The organism is Aeromonas sp. DNRA1 (assembly GCF_963888745.1).
Lineage (GTDB): Bacteria > Pseudomonadota > Gammaproteobacteria > Enterobacterales > Aeromonadaceae > Aeromonas > Aeromonas hydrophila.
The window spans coordinates 368,056-385,304 of sequence record NZ_CAWPKQ010000003.1; the positions used below are offsets into that span (position 1 = coordinate 368,056).

The following is a 17,249-nucleotide window of genomic DNA, read 5'->3' on the forward strand; positions in this document are numbered from 1 at the left end:
GTGAACTCCTTACATCCGGAAGATGCCGTACTGTTCCGGGCCGGTCTCGGCCCCCTGACAGGCCGCCAGCGCCAGCGCCAGCACGGTGCGACTCTGGGCCGGGTCGATGACGCCGTCATCCCACAGGCGAGCGCTGGCGTAGTAGGGGTGACCCTGGCGCTCATACGGCTCGATCACCGGGGCGCGGATGGCGGCAGCTTCCTGCTCGCTCAGGCTCTTGCCCTCGGCCGCCAGCTTGTCCCGGCGCACCTGCACCAGCACCCCGGCTGCCTGCTCGCCGCCCATGACGGAGATGCGGCTGTTGGGCCAGCTGAACAGAAAATCGGGGTCGTACGCGCGCCCGCACATGCCGTAGTTGCCGGCACCGAAGCTGCCGCCGACGATCAGGGTGATCTTGGGCACCCGGCTGCAGGCCACGGCGGTGACCAGTTTGGCGCCATGCTTGGCGATCCCTTCGCGCTCAGCTTGGCTTCCCACCATAAAGCCGGTGATGTTCTGCAAAAAGATCAGCGGGATGGCGCGCCGGTTGCAAAGCTGGATGAAGTGGGCCCCTTTCTGGGCGCTGTCGCTGTGCAGCACGCCATTGTTGGCGAGGATCCCCACCGGCATGCCGCAGATCCGGGCAAAGCCGGTCACCAGGGTGGTGCCGAACAGCGCCTTGAATTCGTCAAAATCCGAGCCATCTACCAACCGGGCGATCAGCTCCCGTGCGTCATAGGGGCGCTTGAGGCTGGTGCCCACCAGACCGTAGAGATCCTCGATGGGGTAGCAGGGGGGCTCATAGCCGTGGCTGGTCTCTACCGGCTCGTTGCCCAGATGGGTCACCAGAGTACGGGCGATGGCCAGGGCGTGGCCATCGTCACGGGCCATGTGATCAGCCACCCCTGAGTGGGCGCAGTGCACCTCGGCGCCGCCCAGCGCCTCGGCGCTGATCTCCTCGCCGGTGGCGGCCTTGACCAGCGGCGGCCCCGCCAGAAAGATGGTGGCCTGCTCCCTGACCATGATCGACTCGTCCGCCATGGCGGGCACATAGGCGCCACCGGCGGTACAAAGCCCCATCACCACCGCCAGCTGGGGGATGTTCTGGGCCGACATGCGGGCCTGGTTGTAGAAGATGCGGCCAAAGTGATCCCGGTCGGGGAACACCTCGTCCTGCATCGGCAGGAAGGCACCGCCGGAATCCACCAGATAGAGGCAGGGGAGGCGCAGCCGCTCGGCGATGGCCTGGGCGCGCAGGTGCTTTTTCACCGTGAGCGGGTAGTAGGTGCCGCCCTTCACGGTGGCGTCGTTCACCACCAGCATGCACAGGCGCCCCGAGACCCGGCCGATGCCGGTGATGAGGCCGGCGGCGGGCACCGGCTCGTCATAGACCTGCCAGCCGGCCAGCGCCGAGAGCTCGAGAAAGGGGGAGCCCGGATCCAGCAGCTGGTTGATGCGCTCGCGGGGCAGCAGCTTGCCACGGGCCTGATGGCGGGCGTTGTTGGCAGCACCGCCGCCCAAGGCTATCTCCTCCAGACGGGCATTGAGATCGTCGACCAGGGCCTGCATGGCGGCCCGATTGGCCTCATAGTCGGGGCTGGCGGTGTCGAGGCGGGAGTGGATCCTGCTCATGCGTTATCTCCCATCAGCTCGCGGCCGATGAGCCAGCGGCGGATCTCCGAGGTGCCGGCGCCGATCTCGTAGAGCTTGGCGTCCCGCAGCAGGCGGCCGGTGGGGTATTCGTTGATATAGCCGTTGCCGCCGAGCAGCTGGATGGCATCGAGCGCCATCTGGGTGGCATTTTCGGCGGCAAACAGGATGGCGGCGGCGCAATCCTTGCGGCTGGTGCGGCGCTGATCGCAGGCGCTCGCCACCGAGTAGACCAGCGCCCGGCTGCTGGCGAGGCGGGTATACATGTCGGCGAGTTTGCCCTGCACCAACTGGAACTCGCCGATGGGCTGGCCGAACTGCTTGCGCTCGCGCACATAGGGCAGCACCACGTCCATGCAGGCCTGCATGATGCCAAGGGGGCCCGCCGCCAGCACCACCCGCTCGTAATCCAGCCCGCTCATCAGTACCTTGACGCCGCCATGCAAGGGGCCCAGCAGGTTCGCTTGCGGCACCCGGCAGTTGTCGAACACCAGCTCGCAGGTGCTGGAGCCGCGCATGCCGAGCTTGTCGAGCTTCTGGGCGGTAGAGAAACCGGGGGTCCCCGCCTCGACGATAAAGGCAGAAATCCCTTTGGGACCGGCGGCGGGATCGGTCTTGGCATAGATGACGAAAGTGTCGGCATCGGGCCCGTTGGTGATCCACATCTTGTTGCCATTGAGCACGAAGTGATCCCCCTCGCGCACCGCGGTGAGGCGCATGCTCACCACGTCGGAGCCGGCGCCCGGTTCGCTCATGGCCAGCGCCCCCACATGCTTGCCGCTCACCAGCGGGGGCAGGTAGCGCGCTTTCTGCTCCGCCGTACCGTGGCGGTGGATCTGGTTGATGCAGAGGTTGGAGTGGGCGCCGTAGGAGAGGCCGACCGAGGCGCTGGCGCGGCTCACCTGCTCCATCACCAGCACGTGGGCCAGATAGCCGAGGTTCACCCCGTCATACTCCTCCGCCACCGTGATGCCGTGCAGACCCAGCTCCCCCATACGGGGCCAGAGATCGCGGGGGAAGACGTTGCTTTGATCAATCTCGCTGGCGCGCGGCGCGATCACTTTCTGGCAGAAGGCCTCGACCTGCTCGGTCAGGGCGCACAGGGTCTCGTCCATCACTGCATGCATCCTTGCTCTCCTCATATGAAGGGTGACAGCTTGGCGGCCGAGCTGAAACAGGGGGCCAAACTGGTCAGTCCATTTGTGATTTAAGTTTACGTTAGCGTAAACGTAAATTGATTGTTAGTCTAAGGTAAATTTGTTGCGCCATGACGGCAAGGGCGATTGCCCGGTCGTGATGGCCCCCGTCACAGGAGTGCCCATGGTCCGCTCGCAAACGGCCCATGATGTGCCAGCAAGGAGAGAGTGCCCATGAACAACCATCAGACCCGGTTCGGCGACGTGCCGCTGCACATCGGCGGGGAGGCGTACCCTTCCGCGAGCGAGCAGTGGATCGAGGTGACCGACCCGGCGGATCAGAGCCTGCTGGCACGGGTGCCAAAAGCCACCTCGGCGGAAATTGAACTGGCGGTGCGCACCGCTCACGACGCCTATCTGCTGTGGCGGGAGGTGCCGGCCTCCGAGCGAGCCCGGGTGATGTTCAACTACCAGCATCTGTTGAAAGTGCATCACGACGAGCTGGCGGCTCTGCTGGCCCAGGAGACTGGCAAGAATCTGGCGGATGCCAAGGGGGATGTGTGGCGCGGCATCGAGGTGGTGGAGCAGGCCTGCGCCATCGCCAGCCAGACTCTGGGGGAGACCATGGGCAACGTGGCGCGGCGGGTCGATGGCCACTCCTGGGTGCAGCCGCTTGGGGTCTGCCTTGGCATCACTCCCTTCAACTTTCCGGCCATGATCCCGCTCTGGATGTTCCCGCTGGCGGTGGCCTGCGGCAACGGCTTCGTGCTCAAGCCCTCCGAGCAGGATCCGCTCACCCCCATGCGGCTGGCCGAGCTGTTTGCCGAGGCGGGGGCCCCCAGGGGCATCCTGTCGGTGGTGCACGGCGGCGCCGAGCAGGTGGATACGCTGCTGGCCCATCCCGACGTCAAGGCGGTCAGTTTCGTCGGCTCGGCCCGGGTCGGCGGCCACGTCTATCGCAGCGCCACTTCCCGGCTCAAGCGGGCCCAGTGCTTTGTCGGTGCCAAGAACCACATGGTGATCATGCCGGATGCCAACAAGGCGCAGGTGCTCAGCAACCTGGTGGGGGCCGGGGTCGGCGCCGCCGGTCAGCGCTGCATGGCCATCAGCGTGGCGGTGTTCGTGGGCAGTGCCCGGGAGTGGATCCCCGAGCTCGCCGCCGAGTTCGCCAAGGTGAAACCCGGCGTCTGGCACGATCCCGAGGCCGCCTACGGCCCCCTCATCAGCCCGGAGGCCAAAGTCAGGGTGGAGGGGCTTATCGAGGCGGGGATCGCCGAAGGGGCCGAATGCCTGCTGGACGGCCGTTTTTGCGACGTGCCCGGCTACCCGGTGGGCAACTGGGTGGGGCCGACCCTGTTTCGCGGCGTGACGCCGGAGATGCGCATCTACCAGGAGGAGATCTTCGGGCCCGTGCTGGCCTGTCTCGAGGTGGCGAGCCTCGACGAGGCGCTCGCCCTCATCAACGACAACCCCTACGGCAACGGCACCTCCATCTTCACCGGCTGCGGCGCTGCCGCCCGCAAGTTTCGTCACGAGGTGGCGGTGGGCCAGGTGGGGATCAACGTGCCCATCCCGGTGCCGCTGCCGTTTTTCTCCTTCACCGGCTGGCGCGGCTCCTTCTACGGAGATCTGCACGCCTACGGCAAGCAGGCGGTGCGCTTTTATACCGAGACCAAGACGGTCACCGAACGCTGGTTCGACGAGGACATTCCCAGCGGCCCCAACATGACCATTCAGCTGCGCTGATGCAGGTTGCCCGGACGCACCCACTGACAGAAACGGATCGAACAAGTACAAGGAAGCAAACAAGATGGATTTTACGTTGACCCCGGATCAGCAGGCCTATGTGGAGGCCGCCAGCGCTTTTGCCGAGGAGGCGCTCAAGCCCCACGCCGCGCGCTGGGACAAGGAGCATGAGTTCCCCATCCCTACCATCAAGCAGGCGGCGGCACTCGGCTTTTGTGGCCTCTACACCCCGGAGCAGTACGGTGGCCTCGGCCTGCCGAGGCTCGATGCCAGCCTCATCTTCGAGCGCCTCGCCATGGGCTGCACCTCCACCACCGCCTATCTGACCATCCACAACATGGTGAGCTGGATGCTGGGCAGCTGGTTGCCTGCCGAGGTGGCCGAGGAGTGGGTACCCAGGCTGGCCAGCGGCGAGCTGTTGGGTTCTTATTGCCTCACCGAGCCGGGCGCCGGATCCGATGCCGCGGCCCTCAAGACCCGTGCGGTGCGCGATGGCGAGGATTACCTTCTCGATGGCAGCAAGGTGTTCATCTCGGGCGCCGGCAGCACCGACGTGCTGGTGGTGATGGCTCGCACCGGTGGCGAGGGGGCGAAGGGGATCTCCGCCTTCATGGTACCGGCCCAGACGCCCGGCGTGAGTTATGGCAAGGCGGAGGAGAAGATGGGCTGGAACAGCCAGCCGACCCGGGAGGTGAACTTCAGCGCCGTGCGCATTCCCGCCCGTTACCGGCTGGGGCAGGAGGGGGAAGGGTTCAAGTTCGCCATGCAGGCGCTCGATGGCGGGCGCATCAACATCGCCACCTGCTCGGTCGGCACTGCCCAGCAGGCCCTCGACGATGCCCTGGCCCATGTACAGCAGCGCCAGCAATTTGGCCACCCGATCAGCGAATTCCAGAGCGTGCAGTTCCGCCTGGCCGACATGGCCACCGAACTGGCGGCTGCCCGGCTGCTGGTGCGTCAGGCGGCCGCCAGGCTCGATGCCGGGGCGCCGGACAAGAGCGCCTGGTGCGCCATGGCCAAGCGTTTTGCCACCGACGTGGGGCACCGCGTCTGCGACGACGCCCTGCAACTTTTTGGCGGCTATGGTTATATCCGCGAGTACCCGCTCGAGCGCTACCTGCGCGATACCCGGGTCCACCGCATTCTGGAAGGGACGAATGAAGTGATGCGGCTCATCATCGCCCGCCGCCTGCTGGCCGAGCCCGGGCTGGCGCTGGAGTAGCGGGAGGGCCGCCGTGCCCGGCAGCCCGCCCTGACGACGCGGCTGGCGTGGCTCGTCGTCAGGCTTTGTGAGCCAGCCGTAGGTCGGCTCCATTCAACCCTGTCATATGGGGCAGGTTTTTTGACAAGGACAACGCAATGACAAGGATCAGGCTCGAATATCACGGTCACGTGGCCTATATCACCCTCGATCATCCTCCCGCCAACACCTGGACCCTCGCCAGCCTGCAGGCCTTCTTGCAGATGATGGTGGAGCTCGACAGCCGCCCCGACGTGGTGGCACTGGTGATCCGCGGGGCCGGGGACAAATTCTTCTGCGCCGGCGCCGATCTCAACATGTTTGCCGACGGCAACCTGGAGCACGCCCGCGAAGTGGCCGAGGCCTTTGGCCGAGCCTTCGAGGCGCTGGCCCGCTTTCACGGGGTCAGCATCGCCGCCATCAATGGCTACGCCATGGGGGGCGGCCTCGAGGTAGCGTTGGCCTGCGATATCCGCATCGCCGAGCAGCAGGCCAAGCTGGGCCTGCCGGAGGCCTCGGTGGGCTTGCTGCCCTGCGCCGGCGGCACCCAGCGCCTGACCGAACTGGTGGGGCCGGGCTGGGCCAAGCGGATGATCCTCTGCGGCGAGAAGGTGAGCGCCACCCTGGCCTACGAGATGGGGCTGGTGGAGGAGGTGGTGAAGGAGGGCCATGCCTGGGAGGCGGCGCACCAGATGGCCCAGCTGGTGGAGCGCCAGAGCCCGAGCGCCCTGCGCGCCTGCAAGCAGCTCATCAACCAGGGGCGCAGCAGCCATCGGGACGCGGCACTGCCGCTCGAGCGCAGCCTGTTTCTCACCCTGTTTGACGATGCCAACCAGCGTGAAGGGGTGACCGCCTTCCTCGAGAAGCGAGCCCCACGCTGGCATTACGACCAATCCAAGCCGGTGAAGAGTGAGGGAGTGAAGGATGAATGAGGTAATGATGGTGGCCCACCATGTCGCAGGGGCTGATACCCGGTCTGCGGGGGCTCGCCATGAGTGAGCCTGTGCGCATCGAGACCCACCCCACGGCGGATGGCCGCCACATCGGCATGTTGACCCTGGACAGCCCCGCCTCCCTCAACGCCCTGAGCCTTGAGATGATCCAGTTGTTGCAGGCGGCGCTGACCCGCTGGGAGCAGGATCCGGCCATCGTCTGCGTGCTGCTGCAGGGGGCCGGCGAGAAGGCGTTTTGCGCCGGTGGCGACATCCGCTCCTTCTACTACCGCAAACAGGAGGCGAGCGAGTCGGCACTGTTTGGCTATGCCCGCGACTTCTTCCTGCAGGAGTACCGGCTCGATCATCACATCCATCGCTACAGCAAGCCCCTCATCTGCGTGGCGGACGGCATCTGCATGGGGGGAGGTATCGGTCTCTTTGCCGGGGCTGGTTTTAGAGTGGTGACTGAAAAGAGCCTGTTCGCCATGCCGGAGGTGACCATCGGCCTCTACCCCGATGTGGGGGCCAGCTGGTTTTTGAGCCGCATGCCGGGGCGGCTCGGGCTCTGGCTCGGCCTCACCGGGGCCCGCTTCAACGGGGCGGACGCCATCGGCCTGGGTCTGGCGGATCACGCCATGGCGAGCCACGAGCGGGTGGAGCTGCCGGCGCGCCTCGCCGCCCTCGACTGGTCTGACTCTGCCGATAGTGGCGAGCAGATCGAGGGGCTGCTCGCCGGTTTGCAGCGATCCCTTGGCCAGACGCTGCCGGCCCCCGTGCTCTTGCCCCACCAGGCTTGCATCGATGCGCTGTTGGCCGGCCGCTCCCTGCAAGGGGTGTTGGCACGCCTCGCGGGCGCCGAGCTGGCTGAGCCGACGCTGGCCCTGGCGCGGGAGACTTGTCAAAGCGGCAGCCCCATCAGCTGTGCCATCCTCTGGCGCCAGTTCTGGCAGGCACGGCGCCAGTCGCTGGCCGAGGTGTTTGCCGACGAGTTGGCCCTCTCGGTCAACTGCGTACTCAAAGGGGATTTTGTGGAAGGGGTACGGGCCCTGCTCATCGACAAGGACAAATCACCCCGCTGGCAGGCCCCGCAGGCGGGCGAGGCCTGGCTGGATGACTTCTATCGTTGGCCCGAGGGGAACAACCCCCTGCGTCACTGCTGACGGGCGATCACACACAAGGAACAGACCATGACAAGGATTGGATTTATCGGGCTTGGCAACATGGGGGGCCCCATGGCCGCCAACCTGGCCAGGGCGGGGCACACGGTGCAGGTGTTTGATCTGGTGGCCGAAAGCCTGACCCGGGCCATCGAGGCCGGCTGCATCGCCGCCGGTGATGCCCGCGAGGCGGTGAGCAGCTGCGAGCTGGTGATCAGCATGCTGCCGGCGGGGGAGCATGTGCGCAGCCTCTGGCTGGGCGAGGGTGCCGGTGAGCGGGGAGGGCAGGATCTGCTGGCGGCCCTGCCGCTCGGCGCCCTGGTTATCGACTGCTCCACCATCGACGTGGCCTCGGCCCGTCAGGTGGGAGCGGCGGCGCAGGCGCGCGGAATCCGTTTTCTCGATGCCCCCGTCTCGGGGGGCGTGGCCGGCGCGGCGGCGGGCACCCTCACCTTCATCGTCGGTGGCGAACAAGCGGATTTTGAGGCGGCCAGACCCGTGCTCGCCTGCATGGGGCAGAACCTGTTTCACGCCGGGGCGCTCGGCGCCGGCCAGATCGCCAAGATGTGCAACAACATGCTGCTCGCCATCCACATGGCGGGCACCGCCGAGGCGCTGGCGCTTGGGGTCAAGGAGGGGCTGGATCCGGGCGTGCTCTCCACCATCATGGGCAAGAGTTCGGGCAACAACTGGAGTCTCGAGCGCTACAACCCCTGGCCCGGGGTGATGGAAAATGCACCGGCGTCGCGCAACTATCAGGGGGGCTTCATGACCCGGTTGATGGTCAAAGATTTGGGGCTCGCCATGGCCCTGGCCGAGCATGCCCACAGCGCCGTACCCATGGGGGCGCTGGCCCGCAACCTCTTCAACCTGCACGCCACCAAGGGGCAGGGGGCTCGGGATTTTTCCAGCATCGTCGAACTCTATCTGGACAAGACAGAGCCGGGTTAAGGGCCGCTATCTACCTTTTTACCCGATAGTCTTTGACTCGGTCACCGGCCATCTCACCAGGAGCATTTATGGATATCACACAGAAAGTCATTGCCATCACGGGGGCGGGCAGGGGGCTGGGCCGCGCCATCGCCCTGAGTCTGGCGGAGCAGGGGGCGCAACTTGCGCTCATCGACGTCAACCACACCGATCTGGAGGTGACCGAGGCGGAAGTGCGCAGCCGTGACGGCCAGTGCGCCCTGTTCGTCTGCAACGTGGCGAGCGAGCCGGAGGTCGAGGCGACCTTCGCCGCCATCAAGGGGCAGCTCGGTGCCCTGCACGGCCTCATCAACTGCGCCGGCATTCTGCGCGACGGCATGCTGATCAAGGTGAAGGAGGGGGCGCTGACGGAGAAGATGAGCCTGGCCCAGTGGCAGAGCGTCATCGACGTCAACCTTACCGGCACCTTCCTGTGCGGGCGCGAGGGGGCGGCGCTGATGGCCACCGGCGGGGAGGGGGGCGTCATCATCAACATCTCCTCCATCGCCCGTGCCGGCAACATTGGCCAGAGCAACTATGCCGCCAGCAAGGCGGGGGTGGCCTCGCTGGTGGTCACCTGGGGGAAGGAGCTGGCCCGCCACGGCATCCGGGTGATGGGCATCGCTCCCGGGGTGTTTGCCACCGATATGACGGCGGCGATGAAACCCGAAGCCATGGCCCGCATGCAGCAGGCCATCCCGGTGGGGACCCTAGGGCAGGCGGCGCAGCTGGCCCAGACGGTGCATTTTATTCTCGCCAATGACTATCTGTCGGGGCGGATGATCGAGCTGGACGGCGGCTTGCGCCTCTGAATATCGGCGCTCTGTTGCAGATGCCCCTGGCCCTCGGCGCAGGGGCATTTTTATTGAAACGTTTGTCAGCAGCCGGGTCTGCCGACCTCGGCTGCAAGCTGCATTCTCATGCAGGTCTGATCCGTAAAAACGGGGCTCAGGTCATGGAAAAATGTGAAATATCAACGGGTCTTTCTTAATTTGAACCAGCTCACAGGCCCCCGGGGTCAGTGCTGTAAAATTGCGCGCGGTCAAGACGGTGCATGATTGACGGTACGAGGGATTGCGGTCGGAATAGTCATGCAATATAGTTGCCGCCTTTTTCACGGGGTACGGATTTCTAGCCCCTCCCATATTGCGCGCAGTATGAATACGGACGCTCTGCCGCCGCCTAATTAAACAGGATTGAGATGGACAAGAAACTGGGGCTTGGTGCCCTCATCTCGCTGGTGATCGGCTCCATGGTCGGTGCCGGAGTCTTCAGTCTGCCGCAAAACATTGCCGCTCATGCCAGTGCCGGGGCCGTCGCGCTGGGATGGGCCATCACCGGTATCGGCATGATCTGCCTCGCGCTGGTGTATCAGAACCTCTCCATGCGTCGCCCGGATCTCGATGGCGGCATCTTCAGCTATGCCAAGGCCGGTTTCGGCGATTTCATCGGCTTCAACGCCGCCTGGGGCTACTGGCTCTGTCAGCTGCTAGCCAACGTCTCCTACGCCATCGTGGTGTTCAGTGCGCTGAGTTACTTCTTCGACACGCCGGACAAGGTCATCTTCGGTGACGGCAACACGCCGGTGGCCATCACCTTGGCGTCCATTCTGATCTGGTCGGTGCACGCCCTGGTGCTGCGCGGCATTCAGGTGGCGGCGCTGGTGAACATCGTCACCACCATCGCCAAGATGGTGCCGCTCATCGTGTTCTGCGTGGCCATCCTGCTCGCCTTCAATATGGAGACCTTCACCCTGGATATCTGGGGTCAGGGCACCCCTGAACTGGGTTCGGTGATGGATCAGGTCAAGTCCACCATGAAGGTGACGCTCTGGGTCTTCATCGGCATCGAAGGGGCCGTGGTGGTCTCCGCCCGTGCCCGTCATCGCAAGGACGTGGGCAGCGCCACCGTGCTGGCGCTGCTGGGTGCCCTGGCGCTCTACGTCATGGTGACCCTGTTCTCGCTGGGGGTCATGAACCAGCCGCAACTGGCGGCCCTCAAGAATCCCTCCACCGCCATGATCCTGGAGGCCGTGGTTGGCCCCTGGGGCGCCTGGCTCATCAACATCGGTTTGGTGATCTCGGTGATGGGAGCCCTGCTGAGCTGGACCGTGCTGGCGGCGGAAGTGCCTTACATCGCGGGCAAGACCGGCGTGTTCCCCGGCTGGTTTGCCAAGGAGAACAAGAACGGCTCGCCGCAGGTGTCGCTCTGGTGCTCCACCTGCCTGGTACAGACCTTCCTTATCATCATCTACTTCCAGAGCAGCACCTATCTGGCGCTGGTCAACATCGCCACCTCGGCGGCGCTGGTGCCCTACGTCTTCTCGGGTGCTTACGGCCTCAAGCTGGCGCTGAAAGGGGAGACCTACGCAGGCCAACCCCATCAGCGCAAGCGCGACCTGTTCCTGGCGCTGGTGGCCACCGGCTACGGCTGCTGGTTGGTCTATGCCGCCGGGGTCGAGTACCTGCTGCTGGTGGCGCTGCTCTACAGCCCCGGTATCTTCATCTACTGGAAGGCGCGCCAGCACCACGGGCTGCGTGGCCTCAACCGGCTGGAGCAGGGGATGACGGCGGCCCTGCTCGGTTGCGCGGTGCTGGCCTTCTACAAGGTGATGGACGGTACCATTCCCTTGAGTTAACCGGCACAATAAAGAGATGGCCCAAGGGCCATCTCTTTTTTTATGTGCAGCGCCATCTTTGTTCGCTGCACTGCCTCGGAAGGAATTTTTATGCTGTTTATGGGTTATCTGTTGCTGGGGGCGTTCGCCGGCATGCTGGCGGGATTGTTCGGCATCGGCGGCGGTCTCATCATAGTGCCCGTGCTGGTGCTGAGCTTTCACGCCCAGGGCGTTGCGCCCGACATCATCACCCATCTGGCACTCGGCACCTCGCTGCCCACCATGATCTTCACCGGCTTCAGCTCGCTGCGTGCCCACCAGGAGGCCGGTGCGGTCGACTGGGTGATGATCCGCCGGCTCGGCGCCGGTATGCTGATCGGGGCCTGGCTCGGCGGCATGACCGCCAACCTGCTCAGCGCCAGCACCCTCAACATCATCATCGGCTGCTTCGCCTGGACCATGGCGCTGCAGATGGGGCTCAACCTCAAGCCCAAGGCGGAGCGTCATCTGCCGGGGGCGCTCGGCACCGGCATCGCCGGCACCGTGATCGGCTGGATGTCGGCCTTGTTCGGCATCGGTGGCGGCTCGCTGACCGTGCCTTATCTGAGCTGGAACAGCGTGCCGATGCGCAACGCCGTGGCGGCCTCCGCCGCTTGCAGCATGCCCATCGCCCTGGCAGGCAGCCTCAGTTACCTCTACGCCGGCTGGAACCATCCAGACCTGCCAGAGTGGAGCCTGGGATTCATCTACCTGCCGGCGCTGCTCGGCATCGTGCTCACCAGCACCCAGTTTGCCCGGGTCGGGGCCAAGCTGGCGCACCGGCTCTCTCCCCAGCGGCTCAAGCAGGCGTTCGCCCTGCTGATGCTGCTGGTGGGTGCCAAATTCATGCTGTTTAGCTGAACCCTTGGCCAGATTGTTGAAAAATAAGGCGAACGGCACGATCGAGGGCAGAAAGCCGTTGCATTGAGAGGCCAGTTTGCCTATTCTCCTCGCCGGTGGTCCTATTGGTCCTCTCGCATTGATAACCCGTCGACCTGGTCAGGACCGGAAGGTAGCAGCCAAGGCGGGGGACTCGAGTGCCGGGATGTGGCTGGTAGGGCCACCACCTGTTTCTGCCATTCAACAAGTTACAGCTAATACCCCCTTCAGACCTCTTGGTAATCCACTTTGTGTGGATGAATCAGGAGTCTTATCTGTGAATCTCTGGCTCTCTCCGCAAGGTATCTGGTACTACCGCAAGGTGACTGTGCTTCCCTGTGCGCGTTCTTGGGTAAAACCTGAGTCTGTCCAACCAGAACCTCAGCCAAGCTCCCTGCCGGAGCCTCAGCGGCTACAGCAACAGACACCATCTGCGACCAAGCCAGCCCCTCAGTCAGTCCCTGCGACTTCTTCTGCTATTTCATCCCCTGTGCCTTCAGAACTCAGTGAGCGTTACCTGATAGAGGGGGCTGTCTTGGTCATCCAAAGAACTCAGCGATTCGAAGCACTACATCGGTTAAGTCATCAAAGCAAATGCACAACACTTAGCAGGGGCGCGGAGTGTTGTGCATTGTTGTTATCTCTTGGATCTGGGTTCAGAAGCTGCCATTTAAACCCACTCGGAAAGAGTCGTTGCGTTCATTTGAACCAAGGTTGGTTTTGTATGAAATTCCTAGTAACCAAGCGTGTCCCAGGTTGAAATCGAGACCCATATCCAGGCTTGCTAAATCGCTCTCCCGATCATCGGGCTTGAGGTTGTAGAGGATGCCTTCGTCCCCCTGGTCGGTATAGCGCATCTTGTAGTCGCTGCTACGACTGAAGTTATGGCCCCACGCCAGGCCAATCTTTGGTGTTACCACCCCAAGCGGGGCCATCAGGTCATAGCTGGTACGCACCCCGAGGTAAGATGTGAAATTCTCTTGGCGGTGACCTTCGTAGGACAGACCGTAAATACCGCCACCATTTTCACGGTAAGCCTCCATGAGGGTTGTGCTGGCATTCAAGCGGCTGTAGGGGGCCAGTGACAGAGGCCCATTGCGATATTCATAGCTGGCAGTCAGGGATGCGAAGAATTGATCTGCACCCCGTGAGCCACTGGCAAATTCATCATCACTGCCGGTGATGTAGCGGTACGAGTCCAAGCTGATGCGGTTGTAGCCCAGCAGGCCATCGACATACACCTGCGGCACCTGACTCAGGCTTAGATAAGTGGCAATACCGATGGCATCCCCATCGCTGCGAGTGTTGTTCTTGCCAATATCACTGCGGTCGTTACCGATACCGATACCGATACCGACAATCGCGGTTGGTGATATGCGATAGTCAAAACCAGCGCTCAGGCCCAGTGTCGTGAAGCTATTGTCTTGCGCGCCCAGCGCATGGGTCGAGCCGACGTTAACGAAGCCATCGCTCCAGAATGCCAAGGCATCCTGTTTGCAACCATTCTGTACAGAGGTTACGGCCTTGTCTTTTTCCAGTTGTGTCTGATAGGTGGGTTCTCCCTGCTGACTCTGGATAGCTTTGGCGATCTCGCCGAGAGGCATATCACGGTCATCCTTGCGCAAACTGGCATTGAACGAAGTGCGGTCGCAATTTGTTTGATGCAACTGCTCAAGACGTCGGTTGAAGTTGTCCATCTGAGTGCTGGCGAAGCGCTCTGCTGTTCGGGTCTGAGCGTTAAGCAGGCCGATAACTTCGGCATCTTTGGTCGGGTCTGGACGTTCCTGAATGACGAAACTGATGGTGCTTGCTGAGCTGGCTCCGCTACCGTTTCGCAGCCTGAAGCTGACGATTGCCGTCCCGGCGAAGGCGACTGACGGTACAAAACGCATCGAGAATGGCCCCATCATCATTGCTCGCCCGGCGGAAGCTGGGGTGACCGAACCCAGTGTTGCTTGGGTGAACGGGCCACCAGTGGCACCTTGGGTCAAGTCGACAGTGGCAGATTGCCCCGCCGCCAGGGTCTGGCTGGATGCTGGTACGGAGATCTCCATGGCAGATATGGTGATCGAGAAGTTTTGCAAGCTGGTAGCTCCGTGGGCATCAGTTACTGTGATGGCCAGCTCGGTAGTACCGGCTGTGCTTGGCGTACCGCTAATGAGGCCGCTGGTTGCATTCAGGCTCAGCCCTTCAGGCAGGGCTCCGGCGGTGATCGCATAGGAGTAGGGCGCGCTGCCGCCAGAGGCGGTGATGGTCTGGCTGTAGGCCGTGCCGACGCTGCCGTTGCTCAGGGTGCCGGGGTTTAGGGTAATGCTCGGCGTGCTGACGGTAATTGTTACAGTGGCGGGACTGGAGGTACCGCTGGCGTTGGTGGCGGTGTAGGTAAAGCTGTCGGGGCCGGAGAATCCGGCGGTCGGGGTGTAGGTGATGCTGGTACCGCTGGCGGTGGCGATGCCATTGCTGGCGGTGCTGGCCACGGCCACGCTGGTGGCTGTGCCGGTGATGTTCAGGGTGATCGAGTTGGCGCTGCTGTTGGCCGCTACCGTGGCGCTGACGGCGCCTGCTACCGGCACCAGGCCGTTGATCACCAGGCTGTAGGCCTGGAATCCGCTGGCGCTGTTGGCGTCGGTGGCGGTGACGGTCAGGTTGAAGGTGCCGCTGGCGCTCGGTGTACCGCTGATCAGACCACTGCTGGTGTTCAGGCTCAGGCCGGCCGGCAGGCTGCCAGCGGTGATCGCGTAGGTGTATGGCGCGCTGCCGCCGGTGGCGGTGATGGTCTGGCTGTAGGCCATGCCGACGCTGCCGTTGCTCAGGGCGCCAGGGCTCACGACGATGCTCGGCGCGCTGACGGTAATGGTCACGGTGGCGGGGCTGGAGGTGCCGTTGGCATTGGTGGCGGTGTAGGTGAAGCTGTCGCTGCCGGCGTAACCGGCGGCTGGGGTGTAGGTGATGCTGGTGCCGCTGGCGGTGGCAGTGCCATGGTTGGCGGCGCTGGCAATGGCCACGCTGGTGGCGGTGCCGGTGATGTTCAGGGTGATCGAGTTGGCGCTGCTGTTGGCCGCTACCGTGGCGCTAACGGCATTGGCCACCGGTGGCAGGCCGTTGATCACCAGGCTGTAAGCCTGAGAGCCGGTGGCGCTGTTGGCGTCGGTGGCGGTGAGGGTCAGGTTGAAGGTGCCGCTGGCGCTCGGCGTACCGCTGATCACGCCGCTGCTGGTGTTCAGGCTCAGGCCGGCCGGCAGGCTGCCGGCGGTGATCGCATAGGTGTAGGGCGCGCTGCCGGCGGCGGCGGTGACGGTCTGGTTGTAGGCCGTGCCCTGGGTGCCGTCGGGCAGTGTCGTCGGGGTTATCGCCAGGGTGGGCGTGCTGACAGTAATGGTCACCGTGGCGGGGCTGGAGGTGCCGCTGGCGTTGGTGGCGGTGTAGGTAAAGCTGTCGCTGCCGGCGTAACCGGCGGTCGGGGTATAGGTGATGCTGGTGCCGCTGGCAGTGGCAGTGCCATGGCTGGCGGCGCTGGCCACGGCGACGCTGCTGGCAGCGCCGCCGGTGATGTTCAGGGTGATCGGGTTGGCGCTGCTGTTGGCCGCTACCGTGGTGCTAACGGCATTGGCCACCGGTGGCAGGCCGTTGATCACCAGGCTGTAAGCCTGAGAGCCGGTGGCGCTGTTGGCGTCGGTGGCGGTGACAGTAAAGTTGCCGGTACCGCTGGCGCTCGGTGTACCGCTGATCACGCCACTGCTGGTGTTCAGGCTCAGGCCAGCCGGCAGGCTGCCGGCGGTGATCGCGTAGGTGTAGGGCGTGCTGCCGCCGGTGGCGGTGACGGTCTGGCTGTAGGCCGTGCCCTGGGTGCCGTCGGGCAGTGTCGTCGGGGTTATTGCCAGGGTGGGCGCGCTGACAGTAATGGTCACCGTAGCGGGGCTGGAGGTGCCGCTGGCGTTGGTGGCGGTGTAGGTAAAGCTGTCGCTGCCGGAGTAACCGGCGGTCGGGGTGTAGGTGATGCTGGTGCCGCTGGCGGTGGCGGTGCCATGGCTGGCTGCAGTGGCCACGGCCACGCTGCTGGCGGCACCGCCGCTCAGGCTCAGGGTGATCGGGTTGGCGCTGCTGTTGGCGGCCACTGTGGCGCTGACCGGCCCGACGGTCGGGGCTGGCACTGTGTAGGTATAACCGTTGGTCAGGGTCGCGGTGCCGCTCGGTGTGGTGACCACCACGTTCACCGCGCCGGCTGCGTGGGCCGGGGTGGTGGCAGTGATGGTGGTAGCGTTGTTGACGATGTAACCGGAGGCGGCTGTTCCACCAAAGCTCACTGCTGTGGCGCCGGTAAAGTCGGTGCCGGTGAGAGTAACGGAGGTGGCGCCAGCAGTGCTGCCGCTGTTCGGTGCAACGGAAGTGAGGGTCGGTACTGCGGAGCTGGTGACCACCAGGGTATAGGTTGCGACACCGCCCTGATTCAGGCCGTCATTCAGGGTGATGCTGAATGTGTAGGTGCCGGCTGTAGTTGGTGCGCCGTGGAGCGTAGTGGTCGAGCTACCCGGCGACGGGTCGAGGATCAGGCCGGGTGGTAGGCACGGCGTCACGCCATCGTAGTTCGGGTCGTTGGCATCGCACTCAACCCATTGGTCCAGCGGCAGGGCACCGCCAGTCGAGCTGATGGGAATACTCATGGACTGACCTACCGCCACGCTAGGTAGGGTACTACCCGAAGCTGGACTGGTGATCACGGGAGCTGCGGCCACTGCCTGGGTGGGCAGTGCCAACATTACCAGTAATATAATGAGTGAAATCAGTGGGCCTTTTACCTTGGTACCGAGTGTGGCAACTGGTGTTTTCATGAGGGCTTCCTGCCTTGCGACCGGTTCTTGGGTCGAATCCAACGTAAATGTTGATAAAGGTCCTACGGTTACA

Annotated in this window: 11 protein-coding genes and 1 other RNA gene; 9 read left to right on the forward strand and 3 right to left on the reverse strand. The window is 64.1% G+C overall.

Features of this window, described 5'->3' with window-relative positions; translation table 11 throughout:
- Nucleotides 1-9: 9 nt before the first annotated feature.
- Nucleotides 10-1,611, reverse strand: a complete 1,602-nt coding sequence (locus tag AACQ43_RS11645; RefSeq protein ID WP_168967349.1) for a carboxyl transferase domain-containing protein — start codon at nucleotides 1,609-1,611, stop codon at nucleotides 10-12.
- Nucleotides 1,608-2,756, reverse strand: a complete 1,149-nt coding sequence (locus AACQ43_RS11650) for an isovaleryl-CoA dehydrogenase (protein ID WP_168967351.1) — start codon at nucleotides 2,754-2,756, stop codon at nucleotides 1,608-1,610. The genes AACQ43_RS11645 and AACQ43_RS11650 overlap by 4 nt, the downstream gene beginning before the upstream one ends.
- Nucleotides 2,757-2,999: 243 nt before the next feature.
- Here AACQ43_RS11650 and AACQ43_RS11655 point away from each other — a divergent pair, with 243 nt between their 5' ends.
- The 9 genes from AACQ43_RS11655 to ffs all read left to right on the forward strand — a co-directional run bounded on the left by AACQ43_RS11655 (nucleotide 3,000) and on the right by ffs (nucleotide 12,528).
- Nucleotides 3,000-4,511 (forward strand): CoA-acylating methylmalonate-semialdehyde dehydrogenase, encoded by a 1,512-nt coding sequence (locus AACQ43_RS11655; protein WP_168967353.1) that lies wholly within the window; start codon nucleotides 3,000-3,002, stop codon nucleotides 4,509-4,511.
- A gap of 64 nt (nucleotides 4,512-4,575) precedes the next feature.
- Nucleotides 4,576-5,733: an acyl-CoA dehydrogenase family protein gene (locus AACQ43_RS11660; RefSeq protein WP_026080114.1), complete on the forward strand. Its 1,158-nt coding sequence runs from the start codon at nucleotides 4,576-4,578 to the stop codon at nucleotides 5,731-5,733.
- Between the two features lie 137 nt (nucleotides 5,734-5,870).
- A complete protein-coding gene (locus AACQ43_RS11665) occupies nucleotides 5,871-6,683 on the forward strand; it encodes an enoyl-CoA hydratase (protein WP_168967354.1) in 813 nt (270 codons plus the stop codon).
- Between the two features lie 59 nt (nucleotides 6,684-6,742).
- On the forward strand, nucleotides 6,743-7,846 hold the full coding sequence (locus AACQ43_RS11670; RefSeq protein WP_168967356.1) for an enoyl-CoA hydratase/isomerase family protein: 1,104 nt from the start codon (nucleotides 6,743-6,745) through the stop codon (nucleotides 7,844-7,846).
- Nucleotides 7,847-7,873: 27 nt separating this feature from the next.
- The gene (mmsB, locus tag AACQ43_RS11675) at nucleotides 7,874-8,794 is read left to right on the forward strand and encodes a 3-hydroxyisobutyrate dehydrogenase (protein WP_168967359.1); all 921 of its coding nucleotides are present in this window, start codon (nucleotides 7,874-7,876) and stop codon (nucleotides 8,792-8,794) included.
- A gap of 68 nt (nucleotides 8,795-8,862) precedes the next feature.
- The gene (locus AACQ43_RS11680) at nucleotides 8,863-9,624 is read left to right on the forward strand and encodes an SDR family oxidoreductase (RefSeq protein WP_168967361.1); all 762 of its coding nucleotides are present in this window, start codon (nucleotides 8,863-8,865) and stop codon (nucleotides 9,622-9,624) included.
- A 389-nt stretch (nucleotides 9,625-10,013) separates the two neighbouring features.
- Nucleotides 10,014-11,450: an arginine-ornithine antiporter gene (gene arcD, locus AACQ43_RS11685; RefSeq protein ID WP_168967363.1), complete on the forward strand. Its 1,437-nt coding sequence runs from the start codon at nucleotides 10,014-10,016 to the stop codon at nucleotides 11,448-11,450.
- A gap of 90 nt (nucleotides 11,451-11,540) precedes the next feature.
- Nucleotides 11,541-12,329, forward strand: a complete 789-nt coding sequence (locus AACQ43_RS11690) for a sulfite exporter TauE/SafE family protein (protein WP_168967365.1) — start codon at nucleotides 11,541-11,543, stop codon at nucleotides 12,327-12,329.
- A 102-nt stretch (nucleotides 12,330-12,431) separates the two neighbouring features.
- An RNA gene (gene ffs / locus AACQ43_RS11695) (signal recognition particle sRNA small type) lies at nucleotides 12,432-12,528 on the forward strand.
- Between the two features lie 475 nt (nucleotides 12,529-13,003).
- Here ffs and AACQ43_RS11700 read toward each other — a convergent pair.
- The gene (locus AACQ43_RS11700; RefSeq protein WP_168967368.1) at nucleotides 13,004-17,176 is read right to left on the reverse strand and encodes a putative Ig domain-containing protein; all 4,173 of its coding nucleotides are present in this window, start codon (nucleotides 17,174-17,176) and stop codon (nucleotides 13,004-13,006) included.
- Nucleotides 17,177-17,249 lie beyond the last annotated feature (73 nt).